The 23133-nt window shown below is 57.0% G+C and carries 18 protein-coding genes; 10 read left to right on the top strand and 8 right to left on the bottom strand.

The features are described from left to right. The first annotated feature begins 6 nt into the window (after positions 1 to 6). From HMPREF3053_RS01070 to HMPREF3053_RS01095, 6 genes are all read left to right on the top strand, one after another. Positions 7 to 2544, top strand: a complete 2538-nt coding sequence (locus HMPREF3053_RS01070) for a hypothetical protein (protein WP_049170095.1) — start codon at positions 7 to 9, stop codon at positions 2542 to 2544. Positions 2545 to 2571: 27 nt separating this feature from the next. Further along, positions 2572 to 6180: a murein biosynthesis integral membrane protein MurJ gene (locus HMPREF3053_RS01075; RefSeq protein WP_049170098.1), complete on the top strand. Its 3609-nt coding sequence runs from the start codon at positions 2572 to 2574 to the stop codon at positions 6178 to 6180. Positions 6181 to 6415: 235 nt separating this feature from the next. Continuing rightward, positions 6416 to 6979: a sigma-70 family RNA polymerase sigma factor gene (locus HMPREF3053_RS01080; RefSeq protein WP_224783764.1), complete on the top strand. Its 564-nt coding sequence runs from the start codon at positions 6416 to 6418 to the stop codon at positions 6977 to 6979. A gap of 164 nt (positions 6980 to 7143) precedes the next feature. Continuing rightward, positions 7144 to 8082: a thioredoxin-disulfide reductase gene (gene trxB / locus HMPREF3053_RS01085; protein WP_049170102.1), complete on the top strand. Its 939-nt coding sequence runs from the start codon at positions 7144 to 7146 to the stop codon at positions 8080 to 8082. A gap of 393 nt (positions 8083 to 8475) precedes the next feature. Beyond that, entirely contained in the window at positions 8476 to 8796 is a 321-nt protein-coding gene (gene trxA, locus HMPREF3053_RS01090; RefSeq protein WP_016421730.1) for a thioredoxin, read from the top strand. Positions 8797 to 9206: 410 nt separating this feature from the next. Further along, positions 9207 to 10391, top strand: coding sequence for an N-acetylmuramoyl-L-alanine amidase (locus HMPREF3053_RS01095; RefSeq protein ID WP_048733139.1), 1185 nt, complete (start codon positions 9207 to 9209; stop codon positions 10389 to 10391). Between the two features lie 26 nt (positions 10392 to 10417). Here HMPREF3053_RS01095 and HMPREF3053_RS01100 read toward each other — a convergent pair whose 3' ends face one another. From HMPREF3053_RS01100 to rpmH, 8 genes are all read right to left on the bottom strand, one after another. Next, positions 10418 to 11371 (bottom strand): hypothetical protein, encoded by a 954-nt coding sequence (locus HMPREF3053_RS01100; protein ID WP_049170104.1) that lies wholly within the window; start codon positions 11369 to 11371, stop codon positions 10418 to 10420. Between the two features lie 11 nt (positions 11372 to 11382). Continuing rightward, a complete protein-coding gene (locus HMPREF3053_RS01105; RefSeq protein ID WP_049170106.1) occupies positions 11383 to 12660 on the bottom strand; it encodes a ParB/RepB/Spo0J family partition protein in 1278 nt (425 codons plus the stop codon). 21 nt (positions 12661 to 12681) lie between these two features. Further along, positions 12682 to 13638: a ParA family protein gene (locus HMPREF3053_RS01110; RefSeq protein WP_048733133.1), complete on the bottom strand. Its 957-nt coding sequence runs from the start codon at positions 13636 to 13638 to the stop codon at positions 12682 to 12684. Positions 13639 to 13916: 278 nt separating this feature from the next. After that, complete coding sequence (gene rsmG / locus HMPREF3053_RS01115) at positions 13917 to 14552, bottom strand: 16S rRNA (guanine(527)-N(7))-methyltransferase RsmG (RefSeq protein ID WP_224783766.1); 636 nt, start codon at positions 14550 to 14552, stop codon at positions 13917 to 13919. A gap of 320 nt (positions 14553 to 14872) precedes the next feature. Then, entirely contained in the window at positions 14873 to 16021 is a 1149-nt protein-coding gene (yidC, locus tag HMPREF3053_RS01120; protein WP_049170108.1) for a membrane protein insertase YidC, read from the bottom strand. An 86-nt stretch (positions 16022 to 16107) separates the two neighbouring features. Then, the gene (gene yidD, locus HMPREF3053_RS10815) at positions 16108 to 16440 is read right to left on the bottom strand and encodes a membrane protein insertion efficiency factor YidD (protein WP_080969543.1); all 333 of its coding nucleotides are present in this window, start codon (positions 16438 to 16440) and stop codon (positions 16108 to 16110) included. Next, complete coding sequence (gene rnpA, locus HMPREF3053_RS01125; protein ID WP_049170110.1) at positions 16400 to 16780, bottom strand: ribonuclease P protein component; 381 nt, start codon at positions 16778 to 16780, stop codon at positions 16400 to 16402. Before rnpA ends, yidD begins: the two co-directional genes overlap by 41 nt. A gap of 20 nt (positions 16781 to 16800) precedes the next feature. Further along, complete coding sequence (gene rpmH, locus HMPREF3053_RS01130) at positions 16801 to 16938, bottom strand: 50S ribosomal protein L34 (RefSeq protein ID WP_005511646.1); 138 nt, start codon at positions 16936 to 16938, stop codon at positions 16801 to 16803. Between the two features lie 694 nt (positions 16939 to 17632). Between rpmH and dnaA the strand changes: the two genes are divergently transcribed. The 4 genes from dnaA (at position 17633) to HMPREF3053_RS01150 (ending at position 22951) form a co-directional block, all read left to right on the top strand. After that, positions 17633 to 19381, top strand: coding sequence for a chromosomal replication initiator protein DnaA (gene dnaA / locus HMPREF3053_RS01135; RefSeq protein WP_049170112.1), 1749 nt, complete (start codon positions 17633 to 17635; stop codon positions 19379 to 19381). A 502-nt stretch (positions 19382 to 19883) separates the two neighbouring features. Beyond that, complete coding sequence (dnaN, locus tag HMPREF3053_RS01140) at positions 19884 to 21074, top strand: DNA polymerase III subunit beta (RefSeq protein WP_048731377.1); 1191 nt, start codon at positions 19884 to 19886, stop codon at positions 21072 to 21074. Between the two features lie 9 nt (positions 21075 to 21083). Continuing rightward, positions 21084 to 22283 carry a DNA replication/repair protein RecF gene (recF, locus tag HMPREF3053_RS01145; protein ID WP_049170115.1) on the top strand — a complete coding sequence of 400 codons (1200 nt, stop codon included), beginning with the start codon at positions 21084 to 21086 and terminating at the stop codon, positions 22281 to 22283. A 5-nt stretch (positions 22284 to 22288) separates the two neighbouring features. Continuing rightward, entirely contained in the window at positions 22289 to 22951 is a 663-nt protein-coding gene (locus HMPREF3053_RS01150; RefSeq protein WP_049170117.1) for a DciA family protein, read from the top strand. Positions 22952 to 23133: the final 182 nt, after the last annotated feature.

Here is a 23133-nt window from a genome sequence, read left to right on the forward strand (position 1 = left end):
TTGCGCATGTTCAGGTTGCAGTTGCCAAGAAATGTTGTTCGTAAAGTCACGGCCGCCACCGCAGCGCTCATACTGTGCTTGCCGACGACCGTTGCGCCCCCAGCTTTTGCGCAAGATGAGCAGTTGTGGGGCAGTGGCACCAATCGTGTCGGTGAACAGGGCCCCCTTCGGCTTTCGATAACCAGCTTCACTCCGCATGTCGCGGCTCTACATTCGACGCTGACCATCAAGGTGCAGGTGCACAACACCTCCGATGCGGATATCAGCAATGTTGCGCTGCGCCCACAGCGGGCCGGCGCACTGGCTTCCTCTGCAGATGCGCGGACGATTCTCGCTGAGCCTGAATCGGTGTTTGATGTGGCTGGGACCTTCAGTGCCCCCATCGAGCTGAAAGCGGGGGAGAAGCGTGAGGTTACGCTAAGTGTTCCTATCTCCGCACCGGCTCCAGAAGGACTCGACATCACGGAAGCCGGCACGTTTCCGCTGCTCATCAATGCTAACGGGCAACCGGCAGATGACATCGACCGCCTGCTGGCGGAAACACGCGCACTGCTTCCGGTGACGGATCCGCAAGCGGAAGGTGATGAGCCGGAACCGCCTGCCGGTGATCAGAACGACAACGATGAGACCGACAATTCCGATGCGCCCACCCGCCGCGACCCAGTGCCGTTTTCGCTGATTTGGCCCATCAGCCAGCCAGTGCCACTGGTCGGCGGTGAGACCGGTGACGCACCCTCGTCGCCGAATCTCATCCTCACCGACAATTCTTTGGCCGAGTCTCTCGAACGCGGTGGCCGCCTCGACGGTTTGCTCACCTCGTTGGAAAAGGGCTTTGCCGGCCCGGATGGGCAGAGGTTGCGGGAATCAACCTGCATCGCCATCGACCCGGAGACCCTCGACGCAATCTCCAGGATGACCCGCGACTACTGGATTGGCACCAGCCGCCCAAGTCCTGTGGAGTCCTCTCCGCGACTGCGGGATTCCTGGGGAAACGCGGATGACACCAATCTCACGCATATGCCCGCCAGTGACAATGCTGCCGCCTGGCTCAATCGGCTGCACGATCTCACACAGGACACCTGCACACTGTCACTGCCGTGGGGCGGCACCGATGCCAGCGCCGTGGCTCGCGTGGGGGATCACGAGCTTTCGATGGAGGCACTCGCCGCTGGTCGGCAGACTATCGCCAAGCATTTGGACGTTCAGGCACTGCCGGGCCTCTATTTGCCGGCCGAGGGATACGTGACGTCGGAAAGCGCCCCGCTGTACTCGGCGGCGACGGCCCTGAGCGGGACCGCCCCGGAGCGCGCATTCGAAGACCGCGTAGATACCGGCGAGGCGATGCCACCGTCGCCCACTCCACCCGAAGCCGCGCACGACACCACCGTGTTAGTCGCAGACAACACCGCCGTCACCGCCGATGGTCAGACACTGCGCCCCGGCCATAGTGGCGTGCTTGCCGACGGTAGCCGCGCCTTCGCCCTCCCTGGGGCACTGACAACCTCTCTGGCTGCAACAGGACGGTCTCCCCAGACTGTGGCGTATTCGAATCTGCTCGGACGCTACGATTTCCGAATCGACTCCGAAGCTGCACGGATGCAGACAGCGATTGGCACTCTGTTCCAATCATTGACTGATTCGGATGACCCTCGCGCGGCTGTGGTGGCAGCACCGCCGTCCGGTTGGGATCCACGCGCTAGCGACGCTGAAGATTTCATGGCTGCGGTCAGGAAAGCCGTGGACGATAACCTGGCTGAGCTGACTCCGCTGATGGACTCCATCACCGCTTCAGCTCACGACCTGGATGCGGGCTCGGTTACTCCAATTGACAAGCTTGCCGATCCCGCGCCAGTGAGTGAGACGCTCGTGGAGAAGGCTCAGACGGCCTCCCGCGAGATCACCGACCTGACCACAATCATGTCCAACGATCCCAATGTCGCGCTGACGCGGTATGAATTCACCCGTCCCCTGCGGCACGACTTGCTGCGCTCGTTTACAACTCTCGGCCGGCGAAATCAGCTGCAGTCAACTGACGTGCAGCGGCGGAGCGAAGAACTCAGCGACCAGGCACTGATTATGAATCGACGCCTGCGCAATTCGGTGACGTTGGTAGCTCCCGGCGGTGTCTACACCCGCGCAACGCAGCTGTCGCCGATTGCGGTGCTGGCTCGTAATGGCCTGCCGCTGCCGGTTCCCGCGTTCGTGCGCGTCGGCGCTGGAGATTCGGTGTTGGAGGAGAAGTATGAGGCCGCCATCCCCGCCAAGGGGTCGGTGACTGTTCAGTTCACTCCGAAGTCGGGTGATGATGCAGAATCCACTCCGGCGACCAATGCTCCAGAGGGAGACCGGCCACGGGATAGTGGAGACAACTCCCACAACCTGTTGCTGTGGCTCGAATCACCTGGCGGCACGCCGATTTCTCGATCAGTGAGTATTTCCGTGCAATCGGGCGCTTCGGTTGGGGTTTTGGCTATCGTGACCCTCGTCATCGTCACTGTTGGTGGGTTTTTTGCCGCAAAACGGTCTCAGTACTTTCGGAAATAGACCCCCTTTTAAGCAACAATAGGACATGTGACTGACTCAGACGCGCATAAATCTGGACTTCGAGGCCGCATTCGTCGCCCCGCGCCACCGGCCCCAGTTCCGGCGGCGCGGCCAACGGCTGAATCTCAGCCGGCCGAAGCGGCCCCGGACCTAACTCGCGTATCCGGCCATAAGGCAAATGCCGATACCGCCGCTGACGCGATGACGGAATCGGCATCACCATCGCCAGCAAAGGCGGCAACTGCGACAGCAACCGCTTCCAGCGATTCCTCCGCAGGCTCGACGGCGGACGCAAATCAGGGACAGTCGAACTCGGACATCGTCGCCTCCACGGGCTCGATGGCAATCGCTACCCTGATTTCGCGCATTACGGGTTTTTTGCGAAACCTGCTCATCGGCGCGACGCTGGGTCCGGCTGTGGCTTCAGCCTTCAACGTCGCCAACACACTGCCGAACCTGATTACGGAAATCGTCCTCGGCGCAGTGCTGACTTCTCTGGTGGTGCCAGTGTTGGTGCGCGCGGAGAAGGAGGATCCAGATCACGGTGCCGCCTTCATTAGACGTCTCTTGACTGTCTCTATGACGCTGTTGGCAGTGGTGACGGTGCTGGCGGTGATAGGTGCGCCACTGTTGACCAGATTGAGCCTTAACGAGGCCGGTAAGGTCAACGTTCCGCTGGCAACGTCATTTGCGTTCTTACTATTGCCGCAGATTATCTTCTACGGCATATTTGCGCTGCTCATGGCGGTGCTAAACACCAAGGGAATCTTTAAACCCGGTGCGTGGGCACCTGTCGCTAACAACGTCGTGGCCATTGCCACGCTCTTGCTATATCTGTTCCTGCCCGGCCAGTTGAGTCCGGATTCGGACGGTTCACTCTCCGATCCGCACATCCTGCTTTTGGGTCTTGGTACCACCCTGGGTGTCGTCATTCAGGCAGCCATCATGATTCCCTACCTCAAGCGCGCGGGCATTGATTTGCGTCCGCTGTGGGGTATCGACGACCGCATCAAACAGTTCACCGGCATGGGTGTCGCGATTATCACCTACGTGGCAATTTCCCAGGCTGGTTACTTCATCACCACCAATATTGCCTCGACTGCCTCCAAGGCAGCGCCGACGATTTACCAGCAGGCTTGGCTGCTGTTGCAGGTGCCCTACGGCATCATCGGCGTTACCTTGCTGACCGCCATCATGCCGCGACTGTCCCGCAATGCAGCCGACGGCAACGATGGGGCAGTGGTCCGAGATCTGTCCATCGGTACCCGCCTGACCATGATTGCGCTGGTGCCGATCGTTGCCTTCTTCACCGCATTCGGCCGCCCCATCGCCGTCGGTCTTTTCGCGTATCTGGAGTTCCCCCGCGAAACCGCAGAGATTCTCGGCTGGACGCTGTCCTTCTCGGCGTTCTCGCTTATTCCATACGCCATTGTGCTTTTGCACTTGCGTGTTTTCTACGCCCGTGAAGAGGCCTGGACCCCGACTTTCATCATCCTCGGCATTACCACCGTCAAGGTGATTCTGTCGTTCTTCGCTCCTCGTCTGGCTTCTGACGATGAGACCGTCGTCGTGTTGCTCGGTGCCGCCAACGGTTTCGGTTTCGTCGCCGGCGCAATAATTGGCTTCTTGCTCTTGCGCCGCACTCTCGGACACTTGGACAGTAAGGCGACCGTCCACACCGTGCTGTGGGCACTGGGGGCGTCGCTTGTCGGTGTCGCCGTTGCTTGGGGCGCATTCGCATTGACCGACCTTGTGCTGTTCGATTTCTTCGGTTCCTTCGGTGTGCTACTGCAGACCATCGTCACCGGCGTGGTCTTCCTCATCGGTACCGGCCTGGTGCTCGCTCAGGCTCCATTGGAAGAGGTCCGCGTTCTGGGTGGCTTCCTCGGCCGCATTCCGGGTCTACGTCGCTTTGCTCCGCAGCCTCATGCAGCCGACAATGCCGTCGCCGACCGTGAGGATATGGAGCGCGAACGTGGCTTCGCCGCTGATGCTTTCTCGATTGCCCCGTCGAACCTGATTGGCGAGGCCACGGGTCTGGCAAACGAGGGCTTCACCGCTTCGCCGCTGTTGCCGCCGATGCCGACGCAGGGTTCTCGCCCGACCCGCTATGTACCCGGCGAGATGGTCTCAGGTGGTCGTTTCCGTCTGCGTTCTGAAGTCGCGACCTACCCAGGTCTGCGCCTGTGGCGCGCCATGGATATGGGAGATCCCGACAACTCAGATGTCGCACTTGTCTTCGTCGACACGATTGCACTGCCGTACTACGACACTTCGCCATCGGTTGCCGCCCAGAAGATTGCCACGACGACCAATGAGCTGCGTGACCTGGCTGGCACCGGGATGTCCCGCATTCATAGTGTGGCGAAGACACGCACCGAGGTGCTCATCGTCGCCGACTGGACCAGCAGTATCGGTATTGAGCGGTTCGATCAGGCCGCCCACCCGGATGCCCTGGCACTCGCAATAGCATCACTTGCCGAGACAATCGCCGACGCCCACGAATCTGGGCGCTGCCTTGGCCTGACAAACAAGCCTGGACAATTGCGCATCAGCAGCGACGGCCACATCTACGACGCTTTCCCCGTCGTTTTGCCCGATAGCTCGCAACGTTCGGACTACAGCGCGTTGCTTTCTGTCATCGACGAGCTGTTCTACAGCGTGACGAACATCCCCTCCGATATTTCTGCTGCTATCGACCGCGCGAAGCAAACACGCCCGGAGGACTTCAATGGGCAGGAGTCGCCAGCTCGCACGCTCGCCGAGGACTTGCGCGCCGCAGCGCTGGGCCCCGATTCTTCGGAGTTTCTCGCAATCGACCCCGACACCGGTGCGCGCGAATCCGTCGATGCCGGCGGTGCAGCCCAATCAAACGCTCATCACACCAAGAATCGCACCCGCGCATTCAGCACCGGCGCAGTCGTTGTCGGCGTAGTCATTGTCGGTGCACTCGTCGCCGCGGGCATCTTTGGTCTGGTTAACCGTTCCTCGGACGCACCGATTAACTCCGAGTCCGTACGACGCGGTCCGGCTCCGGTCACGACGCTCTCGCTTGCCGACGCTAGCGAGTGGCAAGCCGACACCGACAACCCTGCAGCAGGTCCGGACAATCCGGACATGGCTGAGCTGACCATCGATAATGACGAGGAAAGCTTCTGGGTAACTTCTACTTACCTCAGCCAGTTCGGCAATCGCCCAGAGGACTTCAAACCTGGCGTTGGTATTCGGGTCACTCTCGATGAACCGGCAACCATTCGAGAGCTTAAGGTCGCGGCGACCCCGGGCGCACACATTGAAGTTCGCGGCCTACGAGATGCTGACTCGACGAACTTGGATGACACAACGGTTCTCGGAAGCGCTACTGCCACCTCAGGTACGACGACCATCGAAATCGATAGCCGCGACACTGAGTGGAAGAACCTTGTTGTCTGGATCTCCGGCTTGCCGACGGCTGCGGAAGCGGTAGCCGACAGCGACTCAGACACTGACGCTGATACAGATGCTGATACAGATGCTGAGTCGCAGAATTCCGATGCGGACAACCCACTTGTCGGCGACCGCAATCTGGCTGAGCAATCTCCGGATTCGTTGCTGCCAGTTGCTATTGGCGACATTCAGGTGCGTGGTACGGAATAACGCTCTGAGCTTGCCTTAGGTGGCAACAGTTCAAGTTGTCCCAAGTTATCCACAGCTACTGGGACGTTTTGAAATTCATCCACAGCCCGCGGTCTCCACGGCAGTTTTGCCAAGCGGAGAGCGCGGGTTTCGTGTTTGCATAGGAGCCATGAACTTTGGGGGAAGAAATCGAATTGGGGACAGTCACCGTAAGGCCCGCATGGGTCGGCGACTGGGGGATTGTGGCGTCGTCGGTATGCAAAAGCATGCATCTGCGGACGAGGTCGATCGTGAATTATTGAAGGCGCACCTGGCGGGGGATCGTCGCGCGTTCGCGGTGTTGGCACGGCGTTATTATCCGCAGTTGGTAGCGATGGCGCGGCGCTATCGTCGGGATGATTTCGATCCCTTGGATGGGGTACAGGAGGGGCTGGCGCGGGCAATTGCGGGGGCGGCGAATTTTCGCGGGCGTTCGACGGTGGCGACGTGGCTGACGTGCATCGTGAAGAATGCGTGTATTGACCACAACCGCGGTCGTTTCGGGGAGATCCCTCTCTGCGATAAGGAGGAGGATTTTGAGACGTTTATGAGTTCACAGCCGATTCCCTGCCCGGATGTTCCGCTACGTGTGACTATGGCCGCCGCATTGGAGCAGCTGCCAACGGATCAACGGGATGCCCTGCTGTACTTGGACATCTTTGGATATTCGCTGCAGGAGACCTCTCGCAGTATTGGGCAGCCGAGCGGGACGTTGAAGTCTCGGCGGGCGCGGGCGCGTCGTACGCTTCGGCGACAATTGGAAGAAGTGCAGGTGGCCTAACAACTGCGGAGCAGGGGAGAGGCTGGGGGAATAGAGATGGCTAACCTCACGTTGGTTGAGGTGGCTGGTTCCGGTAATTTCTTTCCCGGAGCTGAAAAATTTGCTTACTACTGAGCATCACTGTGCGCCATGTGATGTGAGAGATAAAAATTATAGGAGTCTTCATGAGCGATATCGTTCACGACCTGATCATCGTCGGTTCCGGTCCCGCCGGTTACACGGCTGCCACCTACGCAGCCCGTGCCGACCTGAAGCCTGTGGTGTTCGAGGGCATCGAGTTTGGCGGCCTGCTTATGACGACTACCGATGTGGAGAACTACCCAGGTTTCTCCGAGGGCATCATGGGCCCAGAGCTGATGGATCAGATGCGCGCACAGGCAGAGCGCTTCGGCGCTGACCTGCGCATGGAGATTGTCGATCGCATGGATCTCACCGGCGATATCAAGTCTGTCTGGGTTGGCGAAGAAGAGCACAAGGCTCACGCTGTCATCCTGGCAACCGGTGCCGCTCCGCGTTATGTCGGTGCTCCGGGTGAGCAGGCGCTGCTTGGTCATGGTGTCAGCGCCTGTGCCACCTGTGATGGTTTCTTCTTCCGCGACCACGATATCGCCGTCATCGGCGGCGGTGACTCCGCAATGGAAGAGGCAACCTTCCTTACCAAGTTCGCCCGCTCGGTGACGATTGTCCATCGCCGCGATGAGTTCCGTGCGTCGAAGATCATGGTCGAGCGCGCGCAGAACAATGACAAGATTCGCTTTGCGACGAACAAGGTTGTGTCCCAGGTTCTTGGTGAGGACAAGGGTTCGGTTACCGGTCTCGAGCTGGAAGACACCGTCACTGGTGAGAAGTCCGTCCTGGATGTGACTGCCATGTTCGTAGCAATTGGCCACGAGCCACGTTCGCAGATGGTTCGCAATCAGCTGGATTGCGATGAGAATGGCTACATTCAGGTAGCCGCTCCGAGCACCCAGACCTCTCTCAAGGGCGTCTTTGCGGCGGGCGATGTTGTTGACTCGCATTACCAGCAGGCAATTACCGCCGCTGGTTCTGGCTGCAAGGCTGCGCTGGATGCTGAGCACTACTTGGAAACTGTTACTCGGTAGATGACAGCAGGGCAGTCGCACTAGCTGGATAAACACCTAATAGTTGGGGTATCGCAATTGTTGGATAAGCCCTACGATTGCAGATATCCAACTATGGGGAATATCCGATAGTCGGTAAGCCCAATTGTTGTTAGCTGTAGCTCAATCAGGGTGCAGCGGGACGTGTTATAGCCCGGTACGCCCCGTACTCATCGAGCACTTGCAGCGTTCTCAAGAACACCATTAATTAACAATTTAGTACTTCACTCGCACCACCGGAAGCCCTAATTTTTGACGCCTTGAGCGCCAAATCCGTACGCGAGGCTGAAGAAGCTAGGTTGAAAAATTAGAATCAAGACCACAAAACAAAACCACTAAGAACTCAAACGAGCTCATTCTAAGGAGAAGAATTTCATGGCTCCGGTAACCGTCACCGCCAACACCTTTAAGTCCGATGTCCTCGAATCCGATAAGCCGGTGCTTGTTGATTTCTGGGCAGAGTGGTGTGGCCCGTGTAAGAAGATTGCTCCCGTTTTGGACGAGGTTGCGACCGAGCTCGATGGCAAGGCCGTCATCGCCAAGGTCAACGTCGATGAGGAGCGTGCACTGGCTGGCATGTTCCAGATTATGTCCATCCCAAGCCTGCTCCTATTCAAGGACGGCAAGAAGGTCGAAGAGATTCGCGGAGTCCGCCCGAAGGGCGAAATCACGTCGCTCATCGAAAAGCACCTTTAAAAGAACTTGGGGTTGCTCCTTATCCGATACGAGGTTACGACTGCCCACCCGTCACTTCGCCACTGCCACCTTCGTTGGACACACCCCATTATGATGTGACTGAAGTTGTGGTTGTGATTTAGAGTTAGTCCTGGGGTTCTGCCGTCGGGCTAGCCGACGCGCCCTCGTAACAATCAATTCGCGCCTGCGACCTGGTAATCTTGCTGGAAATGGCGGTTTACGTCTTCCTTAATACCGTGAAGGAACCAGGTTGCCGCCAACTTGAGAGGTATTGCTGACCATATCCTCTGAGAGTGCGCGGGATTTCTTAACTGAAGTTTCGTTTAGCTCACTGGCCAGTAATACTGATTAAGTGTTGTGAGGACCCACAACGGCCTAAACATAATTGTGGAGTTCGGAAGGGAGTTTTCGTGCCAGAGTTTCTGAAGGTGGGCGATAGGTCACCTCGTGTAGCCGAGGTACGTTCTACCCTGGCTCGTCTTGGGCTTCTGCCCAATTGGGAGGGCTCAGCCGCGGAGGAGAACTCGCCTCAGTGGTCTGGTGACGATGACCTCTTTGATGAGGACATGCGCAACGCTCTTCTGGCGTTCCAACAGTCCCGCGGTGTCTATGCCGACGGGATTATCCGCGACAGCACCCTGCGCCTACTGCGAGAAGCCTCGTACACTCTGGGCACCCGCGTACTGTCCTACGATCCACTGTCACAAATGACCGGTGAGGACGTAGGCGTTCTCCAAGCTACCTTGCAGGAACTCGGCTTCCACGATGCCCGAGTAGACGGCCACTTTGGCCCGAAGACCGATGCCTCTGTACGTGAATACCAGCTCAATTACGGGCTGGAGCCCGACGGTATCTGTGGTCCCGTTACTCTCCGGGCGCTCAGCTACTTGGGCAGGAGGGTTACTGGTGGCTCTGTAAACGCCTTCCACGAGAAGGAAATACTGCGCACGATGGGGCCGAAGCTCTCTGGAAAGCGCATTGTCATTGATCCAGGTCTTGGGGCAGGGGAGCCCGGCATTGTGGTCGACGGCCCTTACGGTCAGATTTCTGAAGAAGAGATTCTTTGGGATTTGGCCTCTCGCATTGAGGGTCGCCTTGTCGCGGCAGGTGCAGAGACTATTCTGTCTCGTCCTCGTACCGACAATCCGTCCATCGAGGATCGCGCTGAGATGGCCAACGCATTTGGCGCTGACGTCTTCATCTCCCTGCAGGCTGACCACTATCACAACAACCGCGCCAGCGGTATTGCGACCTTTTACTTTGGCTCGATGAAGGGCTCCAACTCCATTCTGGGCGAACAGCTCTCTGGCCTTATCCAGCGAGAGATTGTTGCCCGTACGAGCCTGGTAGACTGCCGCTCGCACGCCCGTACCTGGGATCTCCTCCGTCTGACCAGGATGCCCACGGTGGAAGTCGCCGTTGGTTACCTGACCAACGAGGATGACGTCGCAATTCTTTCTTCCCCAGATCAGCGGGACGTAATTGCCGAATCTATCGTTGTCGCTGTAAAGCGTCTGTACCTGGGCGATGAAGAGCAGCAGCCAATGACCGGCGCTTACAGCTTTGCGCAGCTGATTGAAGAGGAAAAAGCCTAAACACGGCTGACCAATGAAACCCAGCGCTAAAGACTGAACAGCTTTGAGCGCATAAAGGGTTCTTTCGCACTTAGATCCAACGCATGGCCGATTTCTTCGTCCCAGTCCAATTCCGCATCCAACTCGATACGGAGTTTCGGATGAATCGGATGTGGAGTCACCACCCGAAACCCGGAGTCAAGAAGGGTTCGCGTACGAATCAAATCACCGGCGTTATGGTTAATCGCCGCCAACGAATCTGAAATACACGGCTTTGGATTCAGCTTTTCTTCGAGTTGCGCTTCGAAATCAGCGATTAGATTCTCCGTACCGTCGTCAGGCGTTGGCGACGACGGCGTGGATGCCGACATAGAATCCGCCGTGCCACTGCAACCAAACGCTTCTACCGCTGAAATCCCGCGCAGCGCGAGCTTGTGCAGAGCGGTCACAATGAGCACGCGGAGCATGTCATCGTCAACCTCTAAAGCGTTGTAATGCAGACTCGTCAGCGCAATCGCATCCGGCGATATTGGTCCGGAAGGCATGGAAAATGTCGTCGGGCAGAAGCGTGGCGGAGCAAAGAGCAGCGTGCCGACGGTCTCAAGTTTCCCATCGATAAGTGATGCCGGTGGCTTTCGTCGTAGTGAATATCCGCACGGTCCCCAGGAAAGGTAGACGGTATTGAGCCATGCTTCCTTCTCCAAGCGCACCTGGGCGGCTAAATCAGGGCTTAAATCGCCATTTAAGAGGCTTTCACTAGCTCCGCCTGGCCGAGTAGGGGGTTGGCCGTCCGAATGCTTTAAATCACCGTTGAGCGCTTCATCCTCTTCTGGCGTGCTGGGGTCCAAATTAGGTTCGCGCGGCTCAGTCGAGAACTGGGGTAGGGCAGTTGCTGTACGGATATGCTCCATGCCCTGTTCCCAAAACAGGCTTAACATCGTCTCTGGATAGATTCCTTCGATGTCGGCCAGCGAAATTTTCTCGATGAATACTTCAGTCACAGTAACCGGGTTTACTCTTCGTCGAGATGCATCAGTGACATGATGCGATCAAAGTCCTCGAGGTTGCCGAATTCGATAACGATTTTGCCCTTACGCTTGCCCATCTGGGCAGTCACCTTCGTATCAAAAGAATTGGACAGGCGGTCAGCCCAATTGTGAAGGACCTCCGGCTGCGGAGTGGGCTCGCGGTGCTGCTTTTTCGGTCGCTCGCCGGCATTGAGTAATGTCACTGCTTCTTCGGTCGCACGGACGGATAGTCCTTCAGCAACAATTCGCTCGGCGAGGCGCTGCTGTTCTTCCTTACCTGCCTTAACTCCAAGCAAGGCACGTGCGTGACCAGCCGACAGAACACCGACCGCTACTCGTCGCTGTACCTCCACCGGCAACTGCAAGAGTCGAATCATGTTGGTAATAACGGGCCGCGAGCGACCGATTCGATCCGCCAGCTCTGCCTGAGTTACACCAAACTCTTCGAGTAGCTGCTGGTACGCAGCGGCCTCTTCGAGTGGGTTCAGCTGAACGCGATGGATGTTCTCTAGTAGGGCATCGCGAAGCATGTCCTGGTTTGGAGTATCGCGAACGATGGCGGGAATCGTGTCGACCCCAGCTCGCTGAGAAGCACGCCAGCGCCGTTCACCCATGATGATTTCAAACTCGGGTTGCGGCGCGTTCGGATCTTCCTTGCGCGCTGCCTCGAGTGCGGCCGCACGACTATCCTCAGAGATTGGTCGTACGATAATCGGCTGCAATAGACCGAACTCACGAATAGAGTGAGCGAGCTCATTTAGGGGCTCCTCATCGAAGACCTCTCGTGGCTGCTTCGGGTTCGGCGTGATCAGCTTCAAGTTGATTTCGCGATAGGTCGCGCCAAACTCGTTTGCGGCCGAAGTGTCAACATCGGTCGGCTTGGCGCCGCTATGGTCCGCTACTCCCGATGTCGTCGAGGGCGATGTTTCACGTGAAACATCGCTACACTTACCAATAGTCTTATTGTCACTGTGACGTTTCTGCGCCTCATTGGTATGAGGTTTGCTCTGGCCGGATTTTGCAGATTTTCCGGCGTTTTTCCCTTCAGTCAACGAGGTGCCGGATCCCGTCGCGGCTGCCCCCAGTACGTCGGCAACTCCGCTACTTCCAGGCTGCTTCGTCCCCTGGGTACGGCGGGGACCGAAGATAATATCCGCGGCACTCTCACCTACCGAGGGGTTAGCCGCCGGAGCAGTTGGGATCAGCGCGGCGATACCGCGACCGAGCCCTCCCTTGCGGTTCTCCTTTTTTTGATTCGACATCGGTAACTACTCCTAGTGGCTTTAATTTGTCTCAGTGGAATTGGACGGGGTAGGGGAGGAAGCTGGTTTTTGCCCAATCGCACTTCCACCCGAAACTGCTGAATAGTCGCCACGCGTTGCCAATTCCTTCGCGGCGTCAAGATAAGCAACTGCGCCCCGAGACCCTGGATCGTAGGAAATTACGGTCTGCGAATATCCCGGCGCCTCCGATACCTTCACAGATCGAGGGATGAGATTACGTAGCACAACCTCACCGAAGTAGTTACGAACCTCATTGGCAACTTCTTCCGAAAGCTTGGTGCGGCCATCGAACATAGTGAGCAGCACAGCAGAAATATGTAGCTCCGGATTGAGATGCTGACGAATCATCTGCACGTTATTCATCAGCTGAGTCACACCCTCCAAGGCGTAAAACTCACACTGAATCGGGATCAAAACCTCGTTGGCGGCAGTCATCGAATTCAGAGTCAACAGACCGAGCGAAGGAGGGCAGTCAATAATGAGAAAGTCAAAGCCGTTGTCAATCAGGTACTGATCTGACACTGCATCGAGAAGTCGGCGCTCACGGTTCAGGAGCGAGACCAGCTCAATCTCGGAGCCCGCCAAGTCCAATGTCGCTGGCACACAAAAGAGATTCTCAGATTCAGGGGAACGCTGGATGACATCGTCAATCTGTAGTTCGCCAATTAGAAGCTCATACGTCGACGGGGTCCCGGAAACATGCTCAATCCCCAGGGCCGTAGAAGCATTTCCCTGCGGGTCATTATCGATGACTAGCACCTTGAGACCATGCCGCGCGAGCGCCGACGCGATGTTGACTGCCGAAGTGGTCTTGCCCACGCCACCCTTCTGGTTGGCGATAGTAATACGGCGCGGGCGTTCGGGGCGTGGAAGCGATAAACGGTTCGGGGCCTTAACTTGCGCTGCCCGTTGAGCTGCCGCAGCGATGGGTGTGTCTTGCCAGGACTTCCGGCTCATTAACTATTCCCCTTACAAGCACAGCAATCACCAATCATGGCCACTGGAGTGCGAATAAAAACTTAGTAACTATCTGCAAAAGCGTAATCATCAAGCCCCAACAAGCGTTAGACGCCGACGATTGTGGAAATGTTTCACGTGAAACATCCACCTTGGCCGGTAGGACTTTGCCATACCGCGATACTTATCCCACTCTAGCCCGACGGCACTACGCGCCTCAATGTCGAAACCAAAACACAAGCGAACCGGCAGTGGAGTAGGGGAGGGGGACTTACAACCTACTTCTTCTGAATAATCACGGCGTACGTCGAAGTTCCCAACACGGAACCGCCAACCTCTACAACGCGGGGATTAGTTCCCTTCGCCTTGGCAATAAGCTTTGCGTCCCGATCAATCTCCTCTTGCGCAGTTCCACCCTTCAGTGCAACCATCGCGCCTCCGGATTTAACTAAAGGAAGCGACCAGCCCGCCAATTTCCCAAGAGGGGCAACAGCGCGAGAAGTGACGACATCTACTTGGCCAACCTCAGCGCGAACCACTTTCTCCTCAGCGCGGCCGCGAACCACGGTCACATTGTCCAGCTCGAGATCTTCCACAACCTCGTTCAAGAAAGTCGTACGGCGCAGCAATGGTTCCACAAGAACCACCTTCAAATCTGGTCGTGCAAGAGCAAGCGGAATCCCGGGCAAGCCTGCCCCCGAACCAATGTCCGCAACTAGAAGCCCTTTGCCTATCGCTTCTCCAACTACCGCAGAATTGATAATGTGCCGATCCCACAGCTTTGGAGTTTCACGTGGCCCAATCAAACCTCGGACTGTAGCCTCCTCAGCCAACCATGAATGGTAGCGGTATGCTCGATCGGCATTCCCTCCAAACACGGTATCTATCACCGAACGCAGATCCGGATCGACCAAACCTGCGGAGGCTTCTTGATTATCGACGTCTTTCGCGGAGTTACTCAACAGTTCCACTAACCTTTCCAATGGGGCAGCTGTGCCGTCACCCGTCGAGCTTTTCATTACCCCTAGTGTACGACAGTGCAACAGCCATGTTTCACGTGAAACATTGACCGGAGTTGGATGCCAAACTCCAGGCCCCACAGAAAATTACATGCCTGTAATAACAGCGACGTTGTCTGCGCGATAGAGTACCAAGGCAAGCAAAAACGCCCCGCATCAACTGCGGGGCGTTTCGATTAATTAACTTATGTAGACGAAGGGCGATTCCACTTCAGCTATTTCTTTTTCCGCTTCCGGTTCTTCCGATTTGCGGGTTTCTGTCCTGGCGCTGGCTTCGAGACTGGGCCCTGCTGTCCCTTCCCCGAATTACCATCCGGAAGATGGCTAGAAGCCTTGTTCGCTGCAGAGGCCTGACCGGACTGCGCCTGCTGCGCATTCTGCGCTGCCTGACGCTTGCCACCCTTCTTCGGATTGATTGGCTTCTGGCCAACCTTCGGAGCGAGCTTCTCCTGTGCCTCGCGCTTGGCAGCCTTCTTAGCTGCGACAGCTTCCTTCTCTTCCTCATCCAGCTTGCCGAAGATGTAGCGCTGCTGGAAGTAGGTCCAGACGTTGTTAGTCACCATGTAGACAAGAAGGCCGATGTGCCAGAAAGCACCGGTAACAAGAATCATGATTGGGAAGAACCAAAGCATCATCTTGTTCATCATGTCCATCTGCTGACCCATAACGCCTTCCTGGCGCTTCACCAGACCGGCTTCCTGGCGGGCACGCGTGCGGTCAACAGACATGCGAGCGTTGAAGTGCGTTGCAAGTGCCGCGATAACAATCAGCGGAATGGCAACGATCATGATGTCCATGCGGGTGAAGTCCGCAGGCGTACCAGGCACAGTAAAGGCTGCGTATTGATCCTCACCCATACCAACCGAACTGGACAGTGGAGCATTGAGCACACGAGCCAGCAGGAAGGACCGCACCTCATCTACACCGAAGACGTAGTTAGGCGTATTCCAGTTCTGCTCCACCGACATGCCGAGCGCATTGCCCGTCGTACCCGTTCGGTTGAACGAACGCAGCACGTGGAAAAGGCCAATGAACACAGGCATCTGAACCAGAATCGGCAGACAGCCGCCGAGCGGGTTGACACCCATTTCCTTCTGTAGCTGGCGCATAGCAAGAGCCTGAGCCTGCTGATCGTTCTTGTACTTCTCCTTGATGGCCTGCATCTCAGGAGCGAACTGCTGCATCTTGATGGCAGAACGCTGCTGGTTCAGCATCGGCTTAAACAGGAGGATACGGATGGTGACCACAAGCAAAATAATGGCCAGCACCCAGGAGATACCCGAGGAGGGATCGAATAGGAAACCTGAGGCCTTATGCCAGAACCACAGGATGGCCGAAATCGGCACATACACGAAATTGAGCACGGTCTAAGATCACTCCGTTCTTTAGGGGACAGCGCACTCGCGCCTTCGTCTACAAAGCCCCGTCAAAGGCTAAGCATTACTAGAGGTTACCTGTGCATTCGCCTCAACCACGAACCCAGGCCGGGGAATGTGGCAGGAACTGGATCCCAGCCACCCGGATGCCAGGGTGCGCAACGGAAGATGCGCAAGAAAGTCAGCCACAGGCCACGAATAGCTCCGAAACGGCGCACAGCCTCAAGACCATATGCGGAGCACGTCGGTTCAAAACGACATGTGCTCGTGGGCTTCAGATTAGAGATACGACGGCGGTAGAAGAGAATCGCCCTCTCAGCCACACGTGCGCCGGGGGTCTGAGCGAGGGGGCCGTCGTCAAGCGAATTAGCGCCGACGTTCGTATGTGGCGAGTGCCGATTGCACATCGTGGGACAGCTCCTGGCTGGTGGCTGTGGCAGATGCAGGCAGCGCGCGAACGACAATGTCCATGGTGGACGGAAGATTCTGCGCGGCCGCGGCCATAACATGGCGGAGCCTGCGGGATACAGCGTGACGAGTCACGGCGTTGCCCACAGCTTTAGATACGACAAGACCGACACGCGGACCACCAAACCTGGCAATCTGCGTATCGGTCTTATCTTCACCGCCAGAAGCGGCGGTGTCACGAATATGCAAGACCAAGGTCTTGCGTCCGATTCGGCGTCCACGTCGTACGGTGACCGTGAAGTCACGCGAAGAACGCAGCTTATTGCTCTGAGGGAGCACCGAAATCGGTGTCCTCTTGCTTAAGCGGACAGGCGGGCACGGCCCTTGCTGCGGCGTGCTGCCACAACGGCGCGACCGGAACGGGTACGCATACGGGTACGGAAGCCGTGCACGCGTGCACGACGGCGGTTATTCGGCTGGAACGTCCGCTTCGACACGGTTGACACTCCTTGAAACTCAAACGACCACGAGTCCACGCTGAACACACCGCAGTAAACTCCTCGCTTCGAGTGCGAGGCAGCGATGCGTCTGACGCATTCCCGTGATGCACGGAAAAATTACTTACCGACAGATTGAAAGCTACATGCGTTCTGTCGGGTCCAAGCACAAGCTCGGACTCATATCTCAATGGATATGAAACACCCAGATAGGTTACGTCGAATCGAGCGAGAAATTCAAATCAACACGCCGGATTTACCTGGAGAATCATTTTCCAAGTTTTCCGACGGTACCGATGTTGACCTGTGGAAATACTAACCTATGCACTGCAATCCACAGGGCGTTTATCCCATCAGCTGTGGATAACTTCCACACCATGAATCACAGCGAGCAGGGGAAATAACGTGTTTACCTAGGTAAACGCAGACTAGGGGGCTATTTTTCATTGTGGGCAAACTGTGGATAAACTGTTAGTCAATTAGCGACAAGGTTTATCCACAGGTGTGGACAAACATGTGGAAGTCCTGCTCGGGGCGTATAGCACCTTGTGTAGAAACACCCCACAGGGCGAATTACAAGAAATAGCCCCCAAATGGGCAGATATGGCGCTCTCGCCATGCCAAAAACACTCCACAAAAACAGGTCGCCTCGATAAATTTGATGAACGTAAACATGTAAAAGGACATTCACACAGTGAGCGAACAACCAGAATTGCCAGGTGGACTCTGGGAGCAGGTCGTTTCTATCCTGACTTCACCAGAAGGTGCGCCGGAGTTGGGCATTGCACCACTACGCCCGCCACACAAGGCACTGCTGCGGTCAGTGACGCACACTGGTGACTTTCCAGGTTTTTTCCTGCTCAGCACTCAATCGCCAGTGGTGCAGGCACTGGTAAAAGAAGAGCTCAAGGGCATTATCGAGGCCGTCTTAGCCTCGCTGACCGGCGAGGAGTTGGAAACGGTCATCACCGTTGCCGATCCTGCTGACGACGCTGAAGATAGCCAGGCAGCAGAGACCACTCAACCATCTGCACAGCACTCGGGGCAGATGCCATCTGCAGCTTCGCGTCCGCAGCAGGCTCAGCGTCAACAGCCAAACCAGCAGCACCAACAGCAATCTGGCCGCAACTACCCGTTCCCCAGTGCAGATGCGAATGACTTCAATCGCCACGAGCAGCACCAGGGATCGACGCAGACGCCACAGGTGCCGCAGACACACCAGCAGAATGTCCATAATCAGCAGAGTGCCCAGTCACAGCACCGATCGATGGACGCAGTGGATTCAATGGCGCAGGGGCTTTCGCACTCATCTGCCGAGAATCCGATGACTATTGCTGATCAGCGCCAGGTCACAAGTCCTTTCCGCTCCGAGAGCCACGGCACTCCAACCGAGATGAGCATGCCTTTCGAGGAGCCCACCCTCAACCCGAACTACACCTTCGAAACCTTTGTTATTGGTCCGCAGAATAAGTTCGCCGCCGCAGCCGCCGTCGCTGTTGCAGAGTCTCCGGGGCGCACCTACAACCCGCTGTTTATCTCCGGCGGTTCGGGTCTTGGCAAGACGCACCTGCTCCACGGCATTGGTCACTACGCCAAGCATTTGTACCCTAACCTGCGGGTTCGTTACGTTTCTTCGGAAGAGTTCACCAACGACTTCATTAATTCCGTGCGTGACGACGCCCAGGAATCCTTCAAGCGTCGCTACCGCGATTTGGACATGCTCATCATCGATGACATCCAGTTCTTGGAGGGCAAGGAAGGTACACAGGAAGAGTTCTTCCATACGTTCAATGCCCTGCACCAGTCCAATCACCAAATTGTGCTGTCGTCGGACCGCCCACCACGCGAGCTTAAGACCCTGGAGGATCGCCTTCGTACCCGCTTCCAGTGGGGGCTCAATCCGGATCTGCAATACCCGGACTTGGAGACGCGAATCGCAATTCTGTCGAAGAAGGCACAGCTGTCTGATTTGGTCGTTCCGCATGATGTACTCCAGTACATCGCGGAGAACACCTCGTCTTCTATTCGTGAGCTCGAGGGGCGTCTACTGCAGATTAGCGCTCACGCATCCATGATTCATGAGCCTGTGACCTTGAAGTTTGCGCAGGAGATCCTCGGTGCCGACGAAATCGAGGTGCAGATTACCCCGGAGATCATCATCTCCACCACCGCTGAGTACTTCGACCTAACGGTTGCGGATTTGGTGGGCCCGGGTAAGACTCGCCCGGTCGCTCATGCTCGCCAGATCGCGATGTACTTGACAAGGTCCTTCACTGAGCTTTCGTTGCCGTCGATTGGCCGGGAGTTCGGAAATCGTGACCATTCGACGGTTTTGCACGCTGAACGCAAGATTGTTAAGGAAATTCAGGAGAAGAAGCCCTCAAAGGACCAGGTCAACGACCTGACTACACGCATTCGAGACCGAGCTCGCGGCACGGCTTAAAAACCTTGGGCTCGGCGTGCGGAATTCTTGTTATTAACTGCGGTTTTTCCGTGCACAGAGCTGTGGACAACTCGTAAATTTTGTGGATGAAAGATGAAGCCCGAACACTATCCACAGACACCCCAAGTTATCCACAGTTAGACGCACTGGTTATCCACAGCGCGAAATCAGTGAAGACCAGCGGGAATCATGTAATTTCACAATGTGCACACCCCCTATTACTACTCCCGACTTTAAAAATCTCTAGAAACTTCTAGATAAAAGGGGGCCAGCGCACAACCTCTGGCAAGCAACCTCTCGCGCACAACTTCATAAATGCCAAGAACGAGCAAGAACTAGGATTAAGCACTAGACGGACTACAAGAATGCCAGTGAGGTCTTTGGCAGTCTGCAGTAGAGTTGTACGATGGAATCTTTGTAACTCCAGTCATGTGCGCTGACATAGCGTGCTGACAACACAAAAGACGGCTAATAACAGACATCCAATACCGGTGGAGGAACGATGGAGCAGACCGAAGTCCGTATTCGCGCGGCTAAGGACGATCTCGCGGGTGCGGTGAGCTGGGTTGCTCGTAACCTGCCTGCACGCCCGACTCAGCCGATTCTGCGTGGCATGATTTTTCTCGCGGATGACAATGGTCTGCAGCTCGCTGGCTATGACTACGAGGTCTCGACTCAGATTCGTATTAGCGCAGAGGTCGATGAGCCCGGTCGCTTCGCCGTCAATGGCAAGTTGGTTTCTGACATTGTCTCTAAGCTGCCGAATAAGCAGGTAGAGATGCACTTTGATGGCACGAAGGTCATCGTTCGCTGTGGTTCTTCCCGCTTCGAGCTACCAAGCCTGACCTTGGAGGATTACCCTCAGCTACCAGAAGCTCCGGCTGCTACCGGCACTGTCGATGCCGCTCTGTTGGCTGAGGCTATTGGTCAGGTCGCTATCGCTGCCGGCAAGGATGAGTCGCTGCCGATGCTGACCGGCATCCGGATGGAAACCGAAGGTAACGAGGTCACTCTCGCTGCCACCGACCGTTTCCGCCTGGCGGTTCGCAGTTTCGAGTGGGAGCAGATCCCGGAGGGGGAGACCAAGCTGCTCATCCCGGCAAAGACCTTCGCGGAGACTGCCCGCACTCTCGATACCACTTCCAGCGAGCCAGTGACCTTGGCATTCGGCGACGGATCTGATGATCGTGAGGTCGGCTCCGAAGGTCTGCTGGCTATCCTCGCCGATCCTCGTCGCACTACCACGCGACTGCTGGACGCCGAGTTCCCGAAGTTCCGTCCGCTGCTGCCGAAGCAGCATTCCTCCATGGCTGTTGCTCGTGTTGACCAGCTGCAGGATGCCATCCGTCGTGTGTCTCTGATGGCGGATCACGGTGCGCAGATTCGCATGGACTTCTCCGACGGCCAGGTTGTCCTTTCCGCTCATGGCGACGAGGTCGGTCACGCAGAAGAGACTGTGGCCTGCAACTTCTATGGGGAACCACTTCTGATCGCCTTCAACCCGCAGTACCTGCTCGAGGGGCTCAGCGCTGTTCGCTCCCACCGCGTTCTGCTGGGCTTTACGCAGCCGTCGCGTCCCGCGATTCTCATTCCAGAGCCGGAAGCTATCCCGGAGCTCGGTGAGGACGGCTTCTACCCAACGCCGGAGACCGACTTCACTTACCTGCTGATGCCTGTGCGCCTGCCGGGCTAGTTTGCGGCTATGCACATTCGGTATTTGTCCTTGCGGGACTTCCGCTCCTGGCCGGAGTTGGAAGTCGAGTTCACGCCTGGAATTACCGTATTTACCGGGCAAAATGGCTACGGCAAGACCAATATTGTTGAGGCCGTTGGATATCTCTCCACGCTCGGCTCGCATCGAGTGTCTACGGATGCTCCGCTGGTTCGTTCGGGGACCCCGTCGGCACGCATTTCGGCGACGGCAGTCAATGATGGCCGCGAGCTGACGGCGCATCTGCTCATCAATCCGCATCGCGCGAATCAAGCGCAGATTAATCGCACGCGGCTGAAGTCTCCGCGGGAGCTGCTGGGGATCGTCAAGTCGGTCTTTTTCTCGCCCGAGGATCTCACGCTGGTCAAGGGCGAGCCCGCTTCCCGTCGCCGATACATCGATGATTTGCTCGCTTTACGACGGCCACTGTCCGCCGGTATCCGCATTCAATATGACAAGATTTTGCGTCAGAAGAATGCGCTGCTGAAGTCGGCGGGCTCGACGCTGCGCCGTGGCTATTCTTCCTCGGAGGGGCAGGCCGCACTGAGCACGCTGGATACCTGGGATGCGCAATTGGCGCAGGTGGGAGCGGCGTTAATGGCTGCGCGCATGGATTTGATCGCCGAGCTTTCCGAGCATGTCAGCGAGGCCTATGCCACGCTTGCCCCGCACTCGCGCCCAGCCACGATTGCCTATGCGCCGAAGGTCGACAGCCTGGATGGCGGGCCATTGCCCAGCGAACCGGAGCTGCTCGAGGCACTGCTGCTGACGAAGATGGCGGAGCGCCGCACCGCGGAGATTGAGCGCGGTTCCTGTCTCGTTGGTCCGCATCGCGATGATCTCGACCTCATTCTCGGCAATGACCCCGCCAAGGGCTTTGCTAGCCACGGCGAAACCTGGTCTTTTGCACTCGCGCTGCGTCTCGGCGCGTACTTTTTGCTCCGGGCCGATGGACCCGACCCGATTTTGGTGCTTGACGACGTGTTTGCGGAGCTCGACCGGCATCGTCGGGAAGCTCTCATGGAAATCGCGCAGCAGGCTGAGCAGGTGTTGATCACCTCGGCGGTGGGGGAGGAGTTGCCTCAGGCACTGGTCGAGGATTCTTCTGTCACTCATCACACGGTGACGGTGGCGCAGACTGAGCAGGGGAGAATCTCACTGCTGGATGAAAACCCAGTCGCGGAAGAGTGACGGGTATGGTCGAGAACATGGAGCCGGATAACTCACCGGAAGAAGAAAAGGACCTGATCAGCGACGCTTTCTTCCGCATGCGCGATGCCGCTAAGGAGGGCGGTCACAAGTTACCGAATCTCCAGCGGCCACCGAAGAAGAAGGGCTCGTGGTCTGGCCTCGATAGCCGTGTGCCTGTGAAGGCCGCGGAGGGGATTGTTGCGGACGTCGATAAGCAGCGGGCAGCGCAAGCAGTGGTACGAGATCGTGCCGGTACGGTGATTTCGCCGAGCTTATTGAAGGAGGCGGGGATTCGGCTGTACCGGAAATATGACCGTCGACCTGCGCCGATTGGTGCGGTGCTGAATAAGGCAGTAGTTGATCGCGGCTGGCAGATCCATATTGCCCACGGTGTGATCATGACGGAGTGGGATTCGATGGTCGGCAAGGTTGTCGCGGAACACTCCCAGGTCAAGGAGTTCAAGGACGGCACTTTGGTGGTCGAGTGCCAATCGACAGCATGGGCAACACAGCTGCGGCTAGCACAGCGACAGGTTTTGAAGTCGATTGCGGAACGCGTCGGGGATGGAGTGGTTGAGGAAATTAAGGTGCTTGGGCCAAAAGCGCCGAATTGGCGCAAGGGCAAATTGCACATCGAGGGCCGAGGACCGCGTGATACTTACGGGTAAAGGTCGGTAAACGGTCTACGAATACCCGTCGGTATGCGTAAAACTGCGAAATTTGGTCCTTTGAGCGCATCGGCTATATCCACAGTAGGGGACTACGTTGGGGTAAGATGGGCAGGAGAAAACCGGCAGGCGGTTCTTGAGACGTTATCGACTTCCAAACTAGCCAGACCTATCTAGTAGTC

The sequence above is a fragment of the Corynebacterium sp. HMSC064E07 genome, assembly GCF_001815745.1.
Classification (GTDB): Bacteria; Actinomycetota; Actinomycetes; order Mycobacteriales; family Mycobacteriaceae; genus Corynebacterium; species Corynebacterium jeikeium_D.